Below are 17,875 nucleotides of genomic sequence, written 5' to 3' on the forward strand. Positions count from 1 at the left end.
CGGCAGGCTGGCATACTCGCTGAATGAACGCGCCTTCCGACCTGTCTCAGCTCTCTCCCGATCAGCTCCGCCACCTGGCGGCGACGCTGATGTCGCAGGTCGAGCAGCAGGGGCAGGCACTCGAGCAGAGCCAGAAAACGCTGCGTCATACCGAGCAGGTCAACCAGAAGCTGACCTATGAACTGGCGCTGCTCAAACGTCATGCCTTCGGCAAGCGCAGCGAGAAGCTCAACGTCCTGCAGATCAGCCTGCTGGAAGAGGGGGTGGATGCCGACATCGCCGCCATCGAAACCGAGCTGGACGATTTNGCGTCCTCGCAGCCGGCCTGGCGCAGCACCACGGGGTAGGAGCCGGGGCCCACCACGGTGCGGATGTCGAGCCGGGTATGCAGCTCGCGCAGCCGCTCGCCGTCGGTGTCCACCACGGTGATGTCGTTTTCCTCGCGGGCCAGATGCTCGGCCAGTGTACCGCCGACCTGGCCGGCGCCAAGAATGATGATCTTCATTGCTATTGCTCCCTAGCCGTTTCGGGCTCTACCAGCAGCCGATAGCCAATACCCGCCTCGGTCTGGAGAAGATGCGGTGACTGGGGGTCATCGCCGAGCTTATGGCGCAATTTGCTGATGACGATGCGCAGGTAGTGGGTGTCGTGAGCGTGGGTCGGCCCCCAGACATCACGCAATAACTGGGTCTGGGTCACCACCCGGCCGGCATGGCGTGCCAGGCGATCCAGCACGGCGTACTCTTTGGGCGTGAGGTGAACCGGCGAATCACCATGTGTGACCCGCCGAGCCGCGAGGTCGATGACCAGATCGGCGCGGCGGTAACGCGTCAACCCAGGGCCTTCGCCTGGCTCCCCATGGCGCCGCAACAGCGAGCGTATCCGTGCCAGCAGCTCCTGGATACCGAAGGGCTTGGTGACATAATCATTGGCCCCCCGGTCCAGGGCACGAACCTTTTCGGCCTCGTGCCCGCGCACCGACACCACGATGACCGGGACCGCGCTGCCTGACCGCAGCTCATCGAGTACCGCTTGGCCGTCCATGTCGGGTAGCCCAAGATCCAGCAACACGAGGTCGGGCACTTCGTTCAGGGCACGAGCGAGCCCTTCGCCACCGGTAGCCGCTTCGCTCACCCTGAAACCCTGCGACACAAGGCTGATACGCAGGAAACGACGAATCTGGGGCTCGTCGTCGATGATCAGCACATGCCGATTCTCAGCCATCATCCTGCGCGTCCTCTTCTCTCTCGCTGAGCGGCAGGCGCATCACGATACTGGTGCCGCTGCCCGCCGGCCCCGGCTCTGCCGCAATGCTGCCCCCGTGGGCGCCGAGCATGCCACGGCAAATGGCCAGGCCGAGGCCACTGCCGTAGCGGCTACGGTCGCCTTCGCCCCCCGTGAAGAACATGTCGAATACCGCCTGGCGCTGTGCCGGGGGAATGCCCGGCCCCTCGTCGGTCACCCGGACCTCCAACTGCCGGTCGGTCTCGTCCAGACGGCCGGCAATGATGACCCTGCCCCCTGACGGCGAAAAGCGGGCGGCGTTGTCGATGACATTGACCAGTGCCTGTTCAATCAGTGCAGGGTGAACAAAGAGCAGCGGCAACTCACCGATCCCTCTGCGCTCGATTTTCACGTGCTCCAGGGAGGGCCCCAGGCGCTTGATGGCCGATTCGATCAGGTCCTCCAGGGAAATCCAGTCACGCTCGATCTTCAGGCTGCCATGCCCCAATCGCGTCATGTCCAGCAGGTTCTGGATATAGCGATTGAGCCGCTCGCTCTCGGACAGGATGCCATCCAGCAGCTCATGCTTGTCCTCGTCGCTGAGCTGAGCCTCCAGCTCACGCAGCGTACTGGCCGATCCGATGATCGATGCCAAAGGAGTGCGCAAGTCGTGGGAAACCGACGAAAGCAGCGCCGATCGCAGCCGCTCGTTCTCCTCTGACAGCCGTGCAGTCCCCAGGTCGCTGACCAGCCGGGTCCGCTCCAGGGCCATGGTGAGCTGGCTGGACAGCGCCTCGATCAACGCCTCCTGATCAGGACCCGGGGGCGTCTCGCGAACCGCCAGCTTGAGGCCCACGATACCCAGCACTCGCCCTTGTTCCACCAGGGGCAGCAGTCGCCACTGCTGGTCGGGCAGGTTCTCGGTGCCGCGGCCGCTGGGCTGCCGATGCTGCCAGCTCCAGCCCGCCGCCGTGAGGGCTCCCGCGTCCAGGGTCATGCCGGGCGGGGCCGCGTGGCGGATCGTCAGGTCGACGCCCTTCTCATCCCGGTCGAGCAGCACCACGGGAACGCCCAGCCAGCGCTCCAGCGACGTGACACCGATATCGCCCACCTGGTCCCGGTCGGTGGCGGCCGACAAGGCCCGGGCATAGGTCAGCAGCCGATAAGTCTGTTCACGGCTGGAGCGCAACGCCAGCAACCGGCGTCGCCCGCTGCCGGCCAGTTGGCCGACCACCACCGCCACCAGCAGGAAGAAGACCACGGTGAGCAGCTGTCCGTGCTCAACGATGGCGAGGGAGAAGCGCGGCTGGGTGAAGAAGAAATTGAAGGCCAGGAAGCCGAGCCCGGCACTGAGCATCGCCGCCCGGGTACCGGCCAGGGTGGCACTGGCCAGCACCGCGGCGAGGAACACCAGCGACAGGTTGGCCAGCTCCAACCAGGACTCCAGCCCCCAGGCCACCACCAGGGCACCCAGGACACTGAGCAGAGCCACCACCGGCTCGCGCAATCGCAGCGGCTGCCAGACGTGCCGCGGCCGGAAGCGTGAGCGCTGCCGGGCCTCCGCCACCACCATCAGGTCGAAGGTCCCACCGCGGCGCAGCAGCTGCTCGGCGAGGGTGCGGCGCCAGACACGCCAACCGGAAGGCCGGGAACAGCCCACCAGCAGGGTGGCAATGCGATGCTCGCGGGCATAGTCGTGCAGCTCCGCGGCCCGGTCCTGCCCCTGGAGCACTCGGGTCTCGCCGCCCAGCCGGTGCACCATGGCGAAGTCCTTTTCCAGCACCAGCCGACGTTCGGCGTCGTCACGGCCGTTGTCCACGTGTATCGCGCGCCAGCGCACGTCATCGCGCTCGGCCAGGCGATGGGCGGTGCGTACCAGGGCCGCGTCCTCGCTGCCGCCACTGAGCGCCACCAGCAGACGCACACTTTTCGCCGCCCCTCGGCGAACTTGCTCGACATCGCCTGGCGCCGCTGCCGGCGGCGGATCACTGGCGTGGCGTGAATCGGGAGTGGCGTTCATCGATCCGGTCGTCCTCGGGGTTGGGGAGTTCTTCAAACTACCTGCGCCAGAACATTGGCGTGAGCAGTACCAGCACGGTGAGTATCTCGAGCCGTCCCATCAGCATACCCACACATAACAGCCATTTGGCCGCATCCGGTAGCGGTGCAAAGTTACCGGACGGGCCAATGGTGTCACCCAGCCCCGGCCCGACGTTGGCCACGGCGGTGGCCGCACCGGAAAGCGCGGTGACCAAATCGAGGCCCAGCAAGGAGAGCCCCAGGGCCAACCCGGCAATGGTGAGAAAGAAGAAGAAAGAGAAGGCCACCACGCCGCGAGTGACTTCATCGGTCAGCGGTTGATTATTGTAGCGTGAGGCAAACACACCGCTGGAGTGGGTCAGGTAACGCAGCTGGTTGCGCAGCAGAATGGTCGACACCTGGAAGCGGAAGATCTTCATGCCGCCACTGGTGGAGCCGCTGCAGCCGCCGACGAAGGTCAGGTAGAAGAACGCGACGAAGGCCAGCGGTCCCCAGACGCTATAGTCATCCGAGGCGTAGCCGGTGGTCGTAACGACGGATATCACATTGAAGGCGACATGGGTGAGCGCCTCGAAGGGCGGCGTACCCAGCCACACTCTCCATAGGGTAAGGCTCAGGATGACGATCAGCAGAAGCAGCAGCAGCCCCTGCACCTGTTGGTCGCGCCACAGTGCCAGCCGGGAACCGCGCAACACACGGATATAGAGCACGAAGGGTAGCGCACCTGCCAGCATGAAGAGGCTGGCCGCCCAGAGCAGGAAGGGGCGATCGCCATACGCCCCGAACGAGGCATCCGAATTGGCAAAGCCCCCCGTAGCCACCGTGGTCATGCCATGCACTACCGCATCGAGCAGCGCCATGCCACCCAGCCAGTAGGTCAGCATGGCGATCAGGGTGAAGCCGCAATAGACGCCCAGGGTGGCCTTGGCGATACCACCGGTGCGAGGCATCACCTTGTCGGACCAGTCCGAGGACTCGGTGTGGAAGAGTCGCATGCCGCCGACCTTGAGGAACGGCAGGATGGCGATTCCCATCACGATGATACCGATGCCCCCCAGCCACTGCATGATCCCCCGCCACAGCTTGAGGCCATCGGAGAGGAACTCGATGCCCTCGAGAATCGTCGAGCCGGTGGTGGTAATCGCAGACACCGACTCGAAGACGGCATTGGTGAAAGAAAGCTGGGGAGCACCCAACACCAGGGGCAAGCTGGCAAAACCACTGATGCTGACCCAACTGAAGGTCGTCAGTACGAACATCTGCCAGGGCTTGAGTTCTATCGCCACCTTCAGCGTGGCGAGCCAGCTCAGCGCCACCGCACTCAGCACGATGAACATCGATAGGCCGAATGCCGTGGCGTCGGGCTCCCCCTCGATCAACAACACCACCCAGGGTAACGCCATGAACAAGGCCAGGACCATCCAGAGGACCGACAACACCTTGAGGACCGGTGCCCAGCTCCGCCATTGATAACCGAGCCGCTGATGCAGCCTTCGCTGTTCGAACATGCCGTCTTCGCCCATGACAATCCGAGTAAAACCCGAGCCCACCACTCGCAAGCCGACATGACATCACGCCATCGTCTAAAAAATCCGAAAAAAAGCCTGCCCGCCAGTCAGGTCGACTGCATGGCAGGAAAGAGAGGGGTTGGTCTCGTTCAACAAACGGGAGCGCGTTCCATCTACCTCAGTGACAATCGTTCTTTAGCCAGGTCTCGAAGGCATCCGCTCTCATCGGCCTGGCGATGTAGTAGCCCTGAATCTCATCGCACGCCATTGAGCCAAGCAGCTGATGAGCACGCGCATTCTCCACGCCCTCAGCAACGACGCTGTAGCCCAGGTCGTGCGCCATCGTAATCATGGACTTGACCAACGTTTCGGTGCGGGGATTCACGCCTAGCTCACTGATGAAACAGCGGTCGATCTTGACCACATGGGCCGGGATTTCATGCAGGTACGAGAGGCTGCTGTAGCCGGTACCGAAGTCATCGATGGCAATTCGGATGCCTGCCGCGATGAGTGTTTCAAGCTGAGACGCAGCCGCCCTACCCTGGCCGATCAATGCACTTTCGGTCAGCTCCAGTTCAATGGCATCGCTCGTCAGGTTGGCATGTGCCATCTCCGAGAGCAGACGCTCGGCAAAGTCATCCGCCTCCAGATTGGTCGCCGAGACGTTGATCGAGAGACGCAGGGCCAGCCCTTGCCGCTGCCAGGCAGCCGCCTGGTGGACCGCATGGCGTACGACCCAACCGGTCAATGGCCGAACCATGGGTGTATTTTCTACTAGAGGGGGATGAATTCAGCAGGCGATACATCGCCAAGCGTCGGATGGTGCCAGCGCAGCAGCGCCTCGGCTCCCAGGCACGTACCGTTTGCCTGGGAAACCCTGGGCTGGAAAACCAGGTGAAGCTGGTCATCGGAACTCAAGGCTTGCCTGATATCGGTCAGCAGCGTAAAGCGACGCTGGAAGCTATCGTCCAGGGCTTCCGAAAACAGCCCGACACCTGATTCGGCCTGGCGTGCATCGAGACAGGCGCCATGGGCGCTACGCAGGATTTCATCTATGGTCGACTCACCCAGACGAAAGGGAGCGATGCCAATAGCCGGATGCACCAGAACCGGCACGGCCCCTGCCGACTCCTGCCCTATCAGGGCACGGCGCAGGCGCAGCGCTTCCTTCAGCAGCTTCGCCCCGTCGTCAAGCTCGGTCAGATGGGCGAATTGGCATCCACCAAGATGATAGAGGGTGCTCTGCATACCAAGCGTGGCCTGCAGGCAGCGAGCAGAAACCCGACACAGCTCATCCAGAAAGGCGGGACCCATGGTACGGTGCAGCGCACTCAATTCGCCGGCCTCGACGACCTCCGTAAATAGCACAGCCCGAAGAGAGCCCGGATCATCCCGCTCAAGGTCCAGCAAGTCCTCAGCCAGCTGATGCCTGTTCGACAAACCGGTCAGCGGGTCGACTCTCCCAAAGGCATGCTGCAGCTCTATCTGGGCCATGACCATGGCGGCAAGGTCACGCAGCGTGGCCTGTTCCTTCTCGGTGACCGCGCGCGGCTCATGACCCAGCACGCACATGGCACCCAGCGTGTGGCCATCACGCGTCAACAGCGGTGCACCAGCGTAAAAGCGTATCCCCGACTGAGCCAGTGGGCTATCTCGGTAGCAGCTGGATTTCAGAAGATCGGGGATGACGAGAACCTGCGAAGAGTCCGACACTTCGGCGCAGGGTGCCTTGTGACGCGGGATTTCGCGGTGTTCGACACCCACCCTCGACTTGAACCATTGGCGGTTCTCATCGGTAAGCGACACGGCCGCAATCGGGAGGTCGAACAGCTGACTTGCCATACGAGTAAGCCGATCGAAACTCTCGCAGGGTGGTGTATCCAGCAGGTTGAGCTGATGAAGCGCGTACAGACGTTCCTGTTCCTGTGTAGACATCGTTGGAAACAGACTCGGTAATGAAAGACGAGGGCAAAATAGCAGCCTGCAATAACCAGCCCCAATGAATGAATTCTATGGAGTCCAGTAAATTTAGGCTCTCATCCACCCTAGCCCTGCCTTCGGCTGATTACCAATTGGTGACCAGGTATCGGCTGAAGGCGAGCACCGCCAGCAGATAGAAGAAGGCCTGGTGCTAGTCGATTCGCTCACGAAGTGACATGGCCCGCTCACGCCTGAGACAGGCTAGACCAGGAGTCAGGCCTTGGTGACGTAGCGCAGAATCTCGACGACCTGGTCGGTAGTAGTAGCCCATGCCATGGCCTGTGCATCGACTTCCTTGAGCGGATGGATGATCTCCTCGCCATGCAGGGTGACATAGGGCTTGCCCAGTGCCGCACAGTAGCCGGCATCGAAAGCGGCATTCCACTGCTTGTACTTGTCACCGAAACGAACCACCACCAGGTCGCTCTGTTCGATCAGCGTCTTGGTGCGGATGGCATTGACCTTGGATGATTTGTGATCGCGCCAGAACGGATTGCTCTCCTCTCCGAGGTGGTCTCCGGCGGCATCGCTGGCCGCATGGTCGGTCACCGCCGAGGTGAAGACAATGTCCAGGCCGGCCGCCTCGGCGCCGCGCTGAATCTCGTCGCGCCAGTCGGTGTGAATTTCACCCGAAAGATAGACGTAAAAGCTCATGATTCCTCCAGCAGAGTTGAATTTTGGGCGACCATCATAGCCTAGGTAACCGCTCTTGACTTCCAGTCGGTGCATTCCCAAGGCGTAAGCCATAGCCTACAGAAAGAGAATCCGTAGGCTGACAGGCGAACCGCAAACAGCCAGCTACACTAGCCACGACTCACAGTCCCCTGCACAGCAGTCGTGAGTTCCCTTGCATTTAGGCCCGCTCCCTGCGGGCTTTTTTTCGAATTCAGGACTGTACCGTTTCAATCAAGCAGGCTGTCACCGACGGCGATGAACTGGCCCCGGCCTTCGAGCAGGGTGGCATTCTGGCCGAAGTATGCCCCTGGGCGAAACGGCTGGGTCTTCATTTCCATCAGGGTCTTGAGCGGCTCGCCGGGGATCGCGATGTTTCCGGTCGCCTGGTCCACCGTGGTGATCTTGCAGCGCTGGCAGGGCTTGCGTATGCCGAAGCGGTAGCCCTCGGGAGAACCAAGCTCACTCCACCCGTCCTCGGCAAAGGGGGCGGCTCCCTCCACCACGATATTGGGGCGAAAGCGGTTCATCGGCAGTGGCGAAAGCCCCTTGCGCTGCAGCGTCTGGTTGAGCGCTGCCAGCGACGCCTCCGAGGCAATCAGGAAGGGGTAGCCATCGGCGAAGGCGGTGTGGGCGTTCTCGCCCTGCTGGTAGAAGGGCTCGACGGCACGACGCTCGTCCGGTGCAAAGCGCACCAGACGCAACCCGCTGCCTTTCCAGTCGCCCAGCACGGTTTTCAACCACTGCGCCGCCTCGGGGCCTTCGTCCAGCGCCCGGCAGGCATCTTCCCAGACATAGGCCGTCAGCGACGGCTGGCCGCTGCGTGCCAGCTCGATGGCCAGCGGCGCCACCTCGGGATGTTCCAGCAGCAGCCGGTCGCTTTCCAGGCGGACTGCGATCCGAGCCATGGCCGGCATCTGCCGCTGGGTCACGAAACGCCCCACATCGTCCACCACCATCCAGTTTCGATCATGGGCGATACCTCGTTCACCGAGTTCCGCCCGCTCCAGGGTAATTCCACTCAGCGACTTGACCGGATACAGATGGATTCCCGAAATCTTCACGTCGACCTCCCCATGTCCTTTACCCCAGTCGTTTACCAGCGTAGCGGCTAGGCGACAGCATACACCTGCCCGTCGTTGAGCCCACTCGCTGTCGCCTGTCCATGCCTCATGCGGCTTCCACCTCGCTGCTACACTGCGTTGGTAACAACCTCAATCATGCGAGGGACAAGCATGTCCGATGTCGTGAAACACCGCCTGGCCCTGCACCTGTCGTGCTCCTCTCTTCGACAAACGGCCCTGCTGGCGACCGCTTCACTGCTGCTGACACTAGCTGCCCCCAGTATCGCCGATGAAGGCCCCATTACCTGGCAGCCGGCCCTGCAGATCGCCAGCGGTGAAGCCCATGTGGGGCCCTGGCGCATGAACAAGTCGGACTTTCGCTACGTGGACGACCCAACGGTTGCCCTGCACCAGGACGGCACCGCAGCGGTACTCTGGGTCGACCAGGCGCAACAGGACGTTTTCTTCCAGGCTATCGATCGTAACGGCGAACCACAGCACGACGAGCCCACCAACGTATCACGCAGCGGCGATACCTTCTCCTGGCTGCCCCGGTTGGTGATCGCTGGCGACGATCCCGACACCCTCTACGTACTCTGGCAGGAGATTATCTTTTCCGGCGGAAGCCATGGCGGCGACATCCTGTTCGCCCGTTCGCAGGATGGCGGCATGACGTTCAGCGAACCACTGAACCTCTCCCGGTCACGGGAAGGCGCCGGCAAGGGGCGGCTGACCGAGCAGCGCTGGGACAATGGCAGCCTGGATCTGGCCGAAGGCCCGGATGGCACCATCTGGGCCGCCTGGACGACCTATGAAGGCGACCTGTACATCAGCCATTCGCAGGATGGCGGCAACACCTTCGCTCAACCCCAGCCGGTCGCCAGGGACGACGCCCGCCCCGCCCGAGCTCCTAGCCTTGCCGTGGATGACGAAGGACGGGTACATCTGGCCTGGAGCGTTGGCGAAGACCCGGCCGCCAACATTCACTACACACTGTCAGACAGCAGCGGGGCCATCCTGGCAGAGCCTGCCGTCGTCGCTACCTCTCGGGGGCACTCGGACGCCCCCTCCCTGGCGGTAGATGCAAACGGTACCTTGCACCTGGCCTATGCCGAGGCCGCCGACGGACCCGGCCAGCCTTCCCGCCTTTACTATACCCGTGCCGACCATGGCGAACGTTTTGCCACCCCTCGGCCATTGGTCGAGGAGCAGAGCGAAGACGCTGCCGGGCATGGGTATCCATCGATTGCAGTGGCCGGAAGTCATGTCCACCTGACCTGGGAGCGCTTCCCCGACCCACGCCAGCGGCCTCGCGGGCTGGGCATCATGCACTCATGGGATAGCGGCGAGACATTTTCGTCCCCCAGCATCGTGCCGGAAAGCGTGGTGGACATCGGCTTCAACGGCAACCTTCAGGGGCTGTTGACCCGCAAGCTCGCGGTGAACCACAACGGCGACATCGCCGTGGTAAACAGCACCTTTCAACCTGACGAGGCCAGCCATGCCTGGTTGATCCGGGGACGGTATGAGCGCTGACAAGCGGGCCGGGATCCGCGACAATGCGGCCCCCCGATGGCAATAGGAGAATCGGCATGTCACAGGCATGGAAGCAGTATCGTAGCGCTCCACAGCCGGGAACGCGCCTCATGCGATTCGAGGAGCTACCGCCCGGAGATACTCGCTCGTTGACCCTTCAGAGCGAGAATGGCAGCTTTCCGCTGCTGCTCTTGCGCCTGGACGAGATCCCTCTCGCATATGTCAACGCCTGCCCTCACCAGTACCTGCCCCTGGACCAACGAGGCAAGCGCGTTCTCAGCCAGGATGGTGAAGCACTTCGCTGCACCAATCACGACGCCACTTTCTCCGCCCGTACCGGTGAGGGGCTTAGCGGCCACGGCGAGGGCTGCGCCCTGGACCCGGTACCGCTGAGCGTCGATGACGACGGTTGGCTGGTGATCGGCAACGCTGAATAGCGCTGGTCTCGCCTGCAAGGCCCTGATGAAAACTATCAGAAAATTTGATGGGCCTTCCCACTTCCCATAGGCCAAATTCATACGTAACCTTTGCTGCTTAGCCTTTTCTTGCCAAGGATGACGCATGTCGCCGGCCGATACGCTCCGCCTGATTCTGCTCTCGTCGCTGTGGGGCATGTCATTCATCTTCATGCGGGTGGCGGTCCCCGAGTTCGGCCCCGTACCGCTGATCCTGGTGCGGATGGGCGTGGGCGCTCTGCTGCTGATTCCGCTGCTGCTCAGCCTGCGCTACCTGAAGCTGGTCTGGGAAAACAAGGGCGGGCTGCTGCTGCTGGGCCTGGTCAATCACGTGCTGCCATTCGTCCTGCTGGCACTGGCCACGGTGCGCCTGGAGGCTGGCTTCACCTCGCTGATCAACGCCACCACCCCGATCTTCACCGCGCTGCTGGGGGCTCTGTTCTTCACGACACCGGTGCAACGCCAGCAGTACCTGGGACTCGCCCTCGCCTTCGCCGGGGTCTATGTGCTCTCTGCCAACCGGCTGGATTTTGCGCTGGGTGGTGACGGCTGGTTCATTCTGTCGGCGCTGGGGGCCACCTTCTGCTATGGCGTCGCCAGCAATTATTCCAAGACCTATCTCTCGCATCTTCCGGTTCGCGTCCTGGCGGCGGGCAGCACGGCGATGTCGGCACTGATCCTGCTCATCCCCGGCCTGCTGCTGTGGCCAACCGAACCCATCAGCGGACTGGCCTGGGCCAACGGCCTGAGCCTTGCGGTGTTCAGTACCACCGTGGCATTCCTGCTCTATTTCGGGCTGATCTCCAGCGCCGGGGCGACAGCCACCTCGACGGTCACCTTCCTGGTACCGGTCAGCGCGCTGCTCTGGGGCTATCTGCTGCTTGGGGAAGTGCTCAGCCTGCAGATACTGGTCGGCATGGCGATTACCTTGGTGGGTACCGCCGTCGCCACTGGCATCCTGCGGCTGCGTCGCCGGACGTTGACCTGACGACCATCCGGGGCTTATTCACCACGCTGTCAGCCAGCGTTGCAGACTGCAAAAAGCCCATAGCAGATGGCATCCCGCTTGCTATGCTCAGGAAGATGCCGGGCATAGTCGCGTCCGCGTTTCACCCACGACGAGCCCCATGGACCATGACGCTTGTCCATGAACCCGGCAGGTCTACTCTGCATGGGGACAAAACCATGAAAAAAACAAACGCAGTGGGCATTGCATTGGCGGGCCTGGTGGTCACTGGCAGCCTGACCTCCACTCTTGCCCTGGCACATTCGTCTGACGCCCTGAAGGGGGAAGATGTCGCCGCACTGGTCGAGTCGATTCGAATTGCCACCCAGCGATTCGAGGACGTCGACGTGGCCTTGGCCGAGGGCTACATTCCTGACCCCACCGGTCAGTGCGTCAGCGCGGCTGCAGAGGGGTTGCCCGCCGAACTCGGAGACATGGGTATCCATTACCTGCGCCCCGACCTGCTAGGAATAACGGCAACCGAGCCGCGGATCGACGGCACCGGAACCCATACCGACTTTCTCAATCCCTCCATCCTGCTCTACGAACCGCAGCAAGACGGCTCACTGGTGCTGGTGGGAGTCGAGAACCTGGTGTTCCAGAAGGCCTGGGAGGAGGCGGGCAATACCGAGCCGCCCACCTTCGCTGGCCGCGCCTGGGACTACATGGCCAACGATCCCGAGACCGCCATCGACGAAGCACACGGCTTCGCTCCTCACTACGACCAGCACGTGTGGTTTCGGGACAATGCTGTCACCCATCTCGAGCCCTTCAACCCACTGGTGAGCTGCGCCCATCACACCCTGTGAAGCGATAGGCTACCGTAGCAGCACTCGGCGGTAACACCAGAGCTCGAAAAAAGGCGGCAGTGGCCAATTCGCCACTGCCGCCTCTTCGCACTCCGGAGAGCCTCAGAAGTTAGGCTTGCGCTTCTCGACGAAGGCGCTCATGCCTTCGCTCTGCTCCTCACCGGCGAAGCAGCAGGCGAACAGGGCCGTTTCCAGGGCCAGGGCGCTGTCCAGGTCCTGGTCCATGCCGTCGTGAACCGCCTGCTTGGCACCGCGCACCGCCAGGGGGCCGTTGCCGGACAGCTGCTTGGTCAGCTCATCGGCATAGGCTTCGAGCTCGGCCTGGGGCATGACGCGGTTGACCAGTCCGATGCGCAGGGCTTCCTGAGCATCGATCTTGCGGCCGGTGGTGACCAGGTCCAGCGCCATGGCCGGACCGACCCGGCGCGGCAGGCGCTGGGTGCCGCCGAAGCCGGGAATGACCCCCAGCAGCACTTCCGGCTGACCGAAGACGGCATTATCGCTGGCTACCGCCCAGTCGCAGGCCAGCGCCAGTTCGCAGCCGCCGCCAAGACAAAAGCCATTCACCAGGGCGACCACCGGCACCGGGAGCGTTTCCAGTCGCTTGATGGTACGCAGTGCCTGGCCGGCGAAGGCCCGCGCCTCCTCCGGCGTCTTCTCGCGCATCTCGGTGATATCGGCACCGGCGACGAAGGACTTCTCGCCGGCGCCGGTAATCAGCACGCCGCGCAGGTCGTCGCGCTTCTCCAGGTCCGTCAAAACCGCTTCCAGCTCGGCGAGCACGGCACTGTTCAGCGCGTTCAATGCCTTGGGCCGGGTGATGGTCAGGCGTACGATGCCATCGCGATCATCAATCTCGATCAGCTTCTCGCTCATGTGGGGCTCCTGATCAATGCAAACGCATTCGTGTTGAAGGGATACCGACCTACCCTAGCGAACGCTTGGTAGGTCGGCAATCCTTTCTTTCGTCGGGGAAACGCTATCGCAGTTGGAGTCACGGCACTCAAATAACGGGGCTGATCCGCGGGCAGGCCTACGCGGAGGCGCTGTAAACCCATCCCTGGGCGCTACTTTTTCCTTCCCTGGAAAAAGACCTCCGCTTCGACCTGCCCACGGCGCCCCTCGAGGTGCCCTGGTAACCCTTACTCTGTTTGACGAGAGCGAATTCAGTTGTATACGTGGAAGCCTCGCCCACTCTTCCGCCCCAGGTAGCCGGCGGCCACCATGCGCCGGAGCAACGGGCAGGGCCGGTACTTGGGATCGCCGAAGCCCTCCTGCAGCACCTCCATGATCGCCAGGCAGACATCCAGGCCGATCAGGTCTCCCAGCGCCAGCGGCCCCATGGGGTGGGCGGCACCGAGCTTCATCGACTGGTCGATGTCCTCGGCGGTCGCAGCCCCTTCCTGCAGCAGGAAAGCGGCTTCGTTGATCATGGGCACCAGCAGGCGGTTGACGGCGAAGCCCGGCGAGTCGGCGATGGCTACTGCGGTCTTGCCCAGGGCCTCGGCCAACGCCTCGATCTGCGCCACGGTGGCATCAGAGGTCTGCTCGGCGCGAATCACCTCGACCAGCTTGAGTACCGGTACCGGGTTGAAGAAGTGCATGCCCACCACACGCTCGGGACGCTCGCACACCGCGGCAAGCCGGGTCAGCGACAGCGATGAGGTGTTGGAGGCAAGGATTGCCTCATGGCTCAGGCGGCTGAGGTCGCGGAACAGTTTTTCCTTCAGCGCCGGCTGCTCCGGTGCTGCTTCGATGATCACGGCACAGTCGCGCAGGGCGTCCAGGGCCGTGGTCACCGCCAACCGCTCCAGAGCCGACCCCTTGTCGGCCTCGGAGAGCTTCTCCTTGGCCACCAGCTTGCCCAGCCCCTTGTCGATAGCCGCCTGGGCACGGGTAAGCTGTTCGTCGGCCACGTCATAGAGCTGAACCGAGAAGCCGCTTGTCGCCAGAACCTGTGCAATGCCCTGCCCCATGGTCCCCGCGCCGACCACACCAATCTGCTGTGAGTTCATCTATTCACTCTCCTGTAGGCGTTATGACTTGCGCGCTTCTTCACGCAGCACGAACTTCTGGATCTTGCCGGTGGAGGTCTTGGGCAGTTCGCTGAAGATCACCGTCTTGGGCACCTTGAAGCGGGCCAGGTGCTCCCGGCAGTGCGCGATGATGTCCGCTTCGGTGACCTCGCCGTAGCCCACCTTGAGCTTGACGAAGGCGCAGGGGGTCTCACCCCACTTCTCGTCGGGCTTGGCCACCACCGCGGCCTCTTCCACGGCCGGGTGCGAATAGATGGCGTTTTCCACCTCGATGGTGGAGATGTTCTCGCCACCGGAGATGATGATGTCCTTGGAGCGGTCCTTGATCTCGATGTAGCCGTCCGCATGCCAGACCGCCAGGTCGCCGGTGTGATACCAGCCGCCCTCCAGAGCCTGCTCGGTTGCCGCCTCGTTCTTGAGGTAGCCCTTCATCACGTTGTTGCCACGCATCAGGATCTCGCCAACGGTCTCGCCGTCCTTGGGTACGGGCTCCAGGGTATTGGGATCGGCGACACAAAGCGCTTCGAGCATGTGGTAGCGCACGCCCTGGCGCGACTTGATCTTCGCCCGCTCCTCCATCGGCAGTTCATCCCACGCCTCACGCCAGGCACAGACGGTCACCGGGCCATAGACCTCGGTGAGGCCGTAGACGTGGGTCACCTCGATGCCCATCTTCTCCACACCGGAGATCACCGAGGCGGGAGGCGCGGCACCGGCGGTGGTGACCTTCACCGGATGGTCGAAGTCGCGCTTGTCCTCATCGGGGAGATTGACCAGGCCGTTGAGCACGATGGGCGCGCCGCTGAAATGGGTCACACCCTCGTCGGCGATAAGCGCCATGATCTTCCTGGGATCGACCCTGCGTAGGCACACGCTGGTACCGGCATTGGCAGCGATGGTCCAGGGGAAGCACCAGCCGTTGCAGTGGAACATCGGCAGCGTCCAGAGATAGATCGGGTGGTGTGGCATGGCCCACTCGAGGATATTGCTTACCGCATTCAGGTAGGCGCCGCGGTGATGGTAGACCACCCCCTTGGGCTTGCCGGTGGTGCCGGAGGTGTAGTTGAGCGAGATCGCCTGCCACTCATCCTCGGGCAGCCGGTAGGCGTAGTCCGGGTCGCCTTCGGCCAGCAGCGCCTCGTACTCCAGCCCACCGATATGGCGGACTTCGCCCTCGAAGAGGGCATCGTCGACGTCGATCACCAGCGGCTTGATGGCCAGCTGTGAGACAGCTTCCTCGACGACGTCGGCAAACTCCGGGTCCACCAGCACCACCTGGGCCTCACCGTGCTCGAGCATGTAGGCGATGGCCTCGGCATCGAGGCGGATGTTCAGCGTATTGAGCACGCAGCCGGCCAGCGGCACGCCGAAGTGCGCCTCGAACATGGCGGGCACATTGGGCAGCATGGCGGCTACCGTCTCGCCTGGCTTGATGCCGCGTTTTTCCAGCGCCGAGGCGAGCCGGCGACAGCGCGTCCAGGTCTCGCTCCAACTGCGGCGGACGTCACCATGCACCACCGCCGGATAATCCGGGTAGATGGAAGCGCTGCGCTCGATGAAGGTCAGCGGCGACAGTGGTACGTGGTTGGCCTGCGTCTTGGGCAGGCCCTGTTCGAAGATGCTGTTGTTCATGGTGGGCTCCGGGTGAGTATCTTTTGTATTGGTGCTGAATTCACCGGCTGCCGGTAAGGCAACCGGAGGTAAGCTGCTCAGGGAAGCGTGACCTCGTAGTCGGCCAGGCATGCCATTCCTGCTTCGATCACGCTGCGGTTGGCTCGGCCGACCGGCAGCCACTGGCGCAGGGCGAAATCGGCCGCGGCCAGCTTGGCCTGGTAGAACGGCTCGTTGCTGCCTGCCGCTTGAGCGGCACGGGCCTTGAGTGCGGCCCGCCCCATCTGCCAGGCGCACAGCACGTGACCTGCCAGGCTAAGGAACGGTGTGGCGTAGGCCTGAATGGCATCCGGCCCTAGCTCGGAATCAGAGCCCTGCTCGAGCACGCGCTGCATGGCAGCCTCCAGATCGGCGGCCCCGGCGGCCAGGCTCTCGCCGAGGGCGGCGAGCTCGCCGTCCTCACGCAGTTCGCTGGCGGTGGCCTCGACCTCCTCGATCAGCCCGGCCAGGGCGGCACCACCATCGCGCTGAAGCTTGCGGCCGGCCAGGTCGAGTGCCTGGATGCCGTTGGTGCCCTCGTAGATGGGCGCAATGCGAGCATCGCGCAGCAGCTGTGCGGCGCCGGTCTCCTCAATGAAGCCCATGCCACCGTGAACCTGTACGCCCATGGAGGCGATGTCCACGGCCTGGTCAGTGGAGAATGCCTTGACTACGGGAATCAACACGTCGGCACGGGCCTGGGCAACCTCACGCTCGCCATCGCCACCATGTCGCGCCACGTCGAGCTGGGCCGCACAGTAGAGCGCCAGGGCACGCAGGGCGTCGGTGCGAGCGCGCATGGAAAGCAGCATGCGCCGCACGTCGAGGTGCTCGCTGATGGTGGCTTCCCTACCGCGGACCTTGCCCTGCACCCGATCCAGCGCATAGGCGAAGGCATGCTGGCAGGCGCGCTCGGCCACGCCGATACCCTGAATGCCAACCTTGTGACGCGCTTCGTTCATCATGGTGAACATGTGGTTGAGGCCGCGCCCCTCCTCGCCCACCAGGTAGCCAATGGCACCGTCGCCATCGCCGAAGCTCAGGGTGCAGGTGGGCGAGCCGTGGATGCCGAGCTTGTGCTCGATGGAGGCACAGGTCACGTCGTTGCGCTCACCCAACGAGCCGTCGGCATTGACCAGGAACTTGGGCACCAGGAACAGCGAAATGCCCTTGTTGCCTTCCGGCGCATCCGGTTTGCGTGCCAGCACCAGGTGAACGATGTTCTCGGCGGCATCGTGCTCGCCCCAGGTAATGAATATCTTCTGGCCGAACAATCGGAAATGATCGCCCTCTTCATCAGGGCATGGAACAGCCCGGGTGCGCACCTTGGAAAGATCGGAGCCGGCCTGGGGCTCGGTGAGGTTCATCGTACCGGTCCAACTCCCCTCCACCAGCTTGGGCAGGTAGGACGCCTTGAGCGCGTCGCTGCCATGGTGTGCCAGTGCCTCGATGGCGCCGGCGGTGAGCATTGGACAGAGTCCCAGTGCCATGTTCGCGCCGTGAAGCATCTCCTGTACCGAACTTGCCACCACTTCGGGCAGACCCTGGCCGCCCAGCGCCTCGGAGACGCCGATGCCGTTCCAACCGCCCTCGGCATAAGCCTGATAGGCCTCGATGAAGCCATCGGGCAGTGTCACGCCGCCATCACTACGGCGGGTGCAGCCCTGCTGGTCGCCGCTGGCATTCAGCGGCCCCCATACCTCGCCCGCCAGCCTGGCTGCCTCCTCCAGCACCGCTTCAACCAGGTCGGGGCTGGCCTCTTCGAAACCAGGCAGGGCGAGCGAACGGTGCTCGAGCAGTTCCTCGAGCACGAAGCGAAGATCGCGAACAGGAGCAACAAAGGGGAACATGGCGACACCTCAAAAAAATGATAGCAGAAATAGTAGATTCACTAC

Annotated in this window: 16 protein-coding genes and 1 pseudogene; 5 read left to right on the top strand and 12 right to left on the bottom strand. The window is 63.2% G+C overall.

Features of this window, described 5'->3' with window-relative positions; translation table 11 throughout:
- The first annotated feature begins 89 nt into the window (after positions 1–89).
- Entirely contained in the window at positions 90–347 is a 258-nt protein-coding gene (locus LOKO_RS19910; RefSeq protein ID WP_235589024.1) for a transposase, read from the top strand.
- On the opposite strand, the pseudogene LOKO_RS18920 reads toward LOKO_RS19910, so the two are convergent.
- The 8 genes and pseudogenes from LOKO_RS18920 to LOKO_RS12445 all read right to left on the bottom strand — a co-directional run.
- A pseudogene (locus LOKO_RS18920) lies at positions 311–505 on the bottom strand (NAD-binding protein); the annotation flags it as partial. The gene LOKO_RS19910 and the pseudogene LOKO_RS18920 sit on opposite strands and share 37 nt — an antisense overlap.
- Before the next feature lie 2 nt (positions 506–507).
- Entirely contained in the window at positions 508–1,227 is a 720-nt protein-coding gene (locus tag LOKO_RS12420) for a response regulator (RefSeq protein WP_269465394.1), read from the bottom strand.
- Positions 1,217–3,244, bottom strand: a complete 2,028-nt coding sequence (locus LOKO_RS20250; RefSeq protein ID WP_066449719.1) for a DUF4118 domain-containing protein — start codon at positions 3,242–3,244, stop codon at positions 1,217–1,219. Before LOKO_RS20250 ends, LOKO_RS12420 begins: the two co-directional genes overlap by 11 nt.
- Before the next feature lie 37 nt (positions 3,245–3,281).
- A complete protein-coding gene (gene trkI, locus LOKO_RS12430) occupies positions 3,282–4,772 on the bottom strand; it encodes a Trk system potassium transporter TrkI (RefSeq protein WP_066452343.1) in 1,491 nt (496 codons plus the stop codon).
- A gap of 178 nt (positions 4,773–4,950) precedes the next feature.
- The gene (locus tag LOKO_RS20255; protein ID WP_235588860.1) at positions 4,951–5,532 is read right to left on the bottom strand and encodes an EAL domain-containing protein; all 582 of its coding nucleotides are present in this window, start codon (positions 5,530–5,532) and stop codon (positions 4,951–4,953) included.
- A 14-nt stretch (positions 5,533–5,546) separates the two neighbouring features.
- The gene (locus LOKO_RS12435) at positions 5,547–6,707 is read right to left on the bottom strand and encodes a sensor domain-containing diguanylate cyclase (RefSeq protein ID WP_235588861.1); all 1,161 of its coding nucleotides are present in this window, start codon (positions 6,705–6,707) and stop codon (positions 5,547–5,549) included.
- A gap of 258 nt (positions 6,708–6,965) precedes the next feature.
- Positions 6,966–7,406, bottom strand: a complete 441-nt coding sequence (locus LOKO_RS12440) for a YtoQ family protein (RefSeq protein WP_066449721.1) — start codon at positions 7,404–7,406, stop codon at positions 6,966–6,968.
- Between the two features lie 248 nt (positions 7,407–7,654).
- Positions 7,655–8,488 carry an MOSC domain-containing protein gene (locus LOKO_RS12445; RefSeq protein WP_066449723.1) on the bottom strand — a complete coding sequence of 278 codons (834 nt, stop codon included), beginning with the start codon at positions 8,486–8,488 and terminating at the stop codon, positions 7,655–7,657.
- Positions 8,489–8,659: 171 nt separating this feature from the next.
- Between LOKO_RS12445 and LOKO_RS12450 the strand changes: the two genes are divergently transcribed.
- The 4 genes from LOKO_RS12450 to LOKO_RS12465 all read left to right on the top strand — a co-directional run bounded on the left by LOKO_RS12450 (position 8,660) and on the right by LOKO_RS12465 (position 12,294).
- Entirely contained in the window at positions 8,660–10,024 is a 1,365-nt protein-coding gene (locus tag LOKO_RS12450; RefSeq protein WP_066449725.1) for a sialidase family protein, read from the top strand.
- A 56-nt stretch (positions 10,025–10,080) separates the two neighbouring features.
- A complete protein-coding gene (locus LOKO_RS12455; protein ID WP_066449727.1) occupies positions 10,081–10,461 on the top strand; it encodes a Rieske (2Fe-2S) protein in 381 nt (126 codons plus the stop codon).
- A 124-nt stretch (positions 10,462–10,585) separates the two neighbouring features.
- On the top strand, positions 10,586–11,467 hold the full coding sequence (locus LOKO_RS12460) for a DMT family transporter (protein ID WP_066449728.1): 882 nt from the start codon (positions 10,586–10,588) through the stop codon (positions 11,465–11,467).
- A 197-nt stretch (positions 11,468–11,664) separates the two neighbouring features.
- Complete coding sequence (locus LOKO_RS12465) at positions 11,665–12,294, top strand: hypothetical protein (RefSeq protein ID WP_201025320.1); 630 nt, start codon at positions 11,665–11,667, stop codon at positions 12,292–12,294.
- 102 nt (positions 12,295–12,396) lie between these two features.
- Here LOKO_RS12465 and LOKO_RS12470 read toward each other — a convergent pair whose 3' ends face one another.
- The 4 genes from LOKO_RS12470 to LOKO_RS12485 all read right to left on the bottom strand — a co-directional run bounded on the left by LOKO_RS12470 (position 12,397) and on the right by LOKO_RS12485 (position 17,830).
- Positions 12,397–13,170: an enoyl-CoA hydratase-related protein gene (locus LOKO_RS12470; RefSeq protein ID WP_066449738.1), complete on the bottom strand. Its 774-nt coding sequence runs from the start codon at positions 13,168–13,170 to the stop codon at positions 12,397–12,399.
- Between the two features lie 290 nt (positions 13,171–13,460).
- Entirely contained in the window at positions 13,461–14,309 is an 849-nt protein-coding gene (locus LOKO_RS12475; protein ID WP_066449739.1) for a 3-hydroxybutyryl-CoA dehydrogenase, read from the bottom strand.
- 21 nt (positions 14,310–14,330) lie between these two features.
- Positions 14,331–15,962 (bottom strand): acyl-CoA synthetase, encoded by a 1,632-nt coding sequence (locus tag LOKO_RS12480; RefSeq protein WP_066449741.1) that lies wholly within the window; start codon positions 15,960–15,962, stop codon positions 14,331–14,333.
- Between the two features lie 77 nt (positions 15,963–16,039).
- Entirely contained in the window at positions 16,040–17,830 is a 1,791-nt protein-coding gene (locus tag LOKO_RS12485) for an acyl-CoA dehydrogenase (RefSeq protein WP_066449743.1), read from the bottom strand.
- Positions 17,831–17,875 lie beyond the last annotated feature (45 nt).

This window comes from Halomonas chromatireducens, from assembly GCF_001545155.1.
Lineage (GTDB): Bacteria > Pseudomonadota > Gammaproteobacteria > Pseudomonadales > Halomonadaceae > Halomonas > Halomonas chromatireducens.

Bases quoted from the DNA above. Each gene is read 5' to 3' on its own strand.
- LOKO_RS12420 (WP_269465394.1), bottom strand. From the start codon at position 1,227: ATGATGGCTGAGAATCGGCATGTGCTGATCATCGACGACGAGCCCCAG.
- LOKO_RS12465 (WP_201025320.1), top strand. From the start codon at position 11,665: ATGAAAAAAACAAACGCAGTGGGCATTGCATTGGCGGGCCTGGTGGTC.
- LOKO_RS12460 (WP_066449728.1), top strand. From the start codon at position 10,586: ATGTCGCCGGCCGATACGCTCCGCCTGATTCTGCTCTCGTCGCTGTGG.
- LOKO_RS12435 (WP_235588861.1), bottom strand. From the start codon at position 6,707: ATGTCTACACAGGAACAGGAACGTCTGTACGCGCTTCATCAGCTCAAC.
- LOKO_RS12455 (WP_066449727.1), top strand. From the start codon at position 10,081: ATGTCACAGGCATGGAAGCAGTATCGTAGCGCTCCACAGCCGGGAACG.
- LOKO_RS12440 (WP_066449721.1), bottom strand. From the start codon at position 7,406: ATGAGCTTTTACGTCTATCTTTCGGGTGAAATTCACACCGACTGGCGC.
- LOKO_RS12475 (WP_066449739.1), bottom strand. From the start codon at position 14,309: ATGAACTCACAGCAGATTGGTGTGGTCGGCGCGGGGACCATGGGGCAG.
- LOKO_RS12480 (WP_066449741.1), bottom strand. From the start codon at position 15,962: ATGAACAACAGCATCTTCGAACAGGGCCTGCCCAAGACGCAGGCCAAC.
- LOKO_RS12470 (WP_066449738.1), bottom strand. From the start codon at position 13,170: ATGAGCGAGAAGCTGATCGAGATTGATGATCGCGATGGCATCGTACGC.
- LOKO_RS12450 (WP_066449725.1), top strand. From the start codon at position 8,660: ATGTCCGATGTCGTGAAACACCGCCTGGCCCTGCACCTGTCGTGCTCC.
- LOKO_RS20255 (WP_235588860.1), bottom strand. From the start codon at position 5,532: ATGGTTCGGCCATTGACCGGTTGGGTCGTACGCCATGCGGTCCACCAG.
- LOKO_RS20250 (WP_066449719.1), bottom strand. From the start codon at position 3,244: ATGAACGCCACTCCCGATTCACGCCACGCCAGTGATCCGCCGCCGGCA.
- trkI (WP_066452343.1), bottom strand. From the start codon at position 4,772: ATGTTCGAACAGCGAAGGCTGCATCAGCGGCTCGGTTATCAATGGCGG.
- LOKO_RS12485 (WP_066449743.1), bottom strand. From the start codon at position 17,830: ATGTTCCCCTTTGTTGCTCCTGTTCGCGATCTTCGCTTCGTGCTCGAG.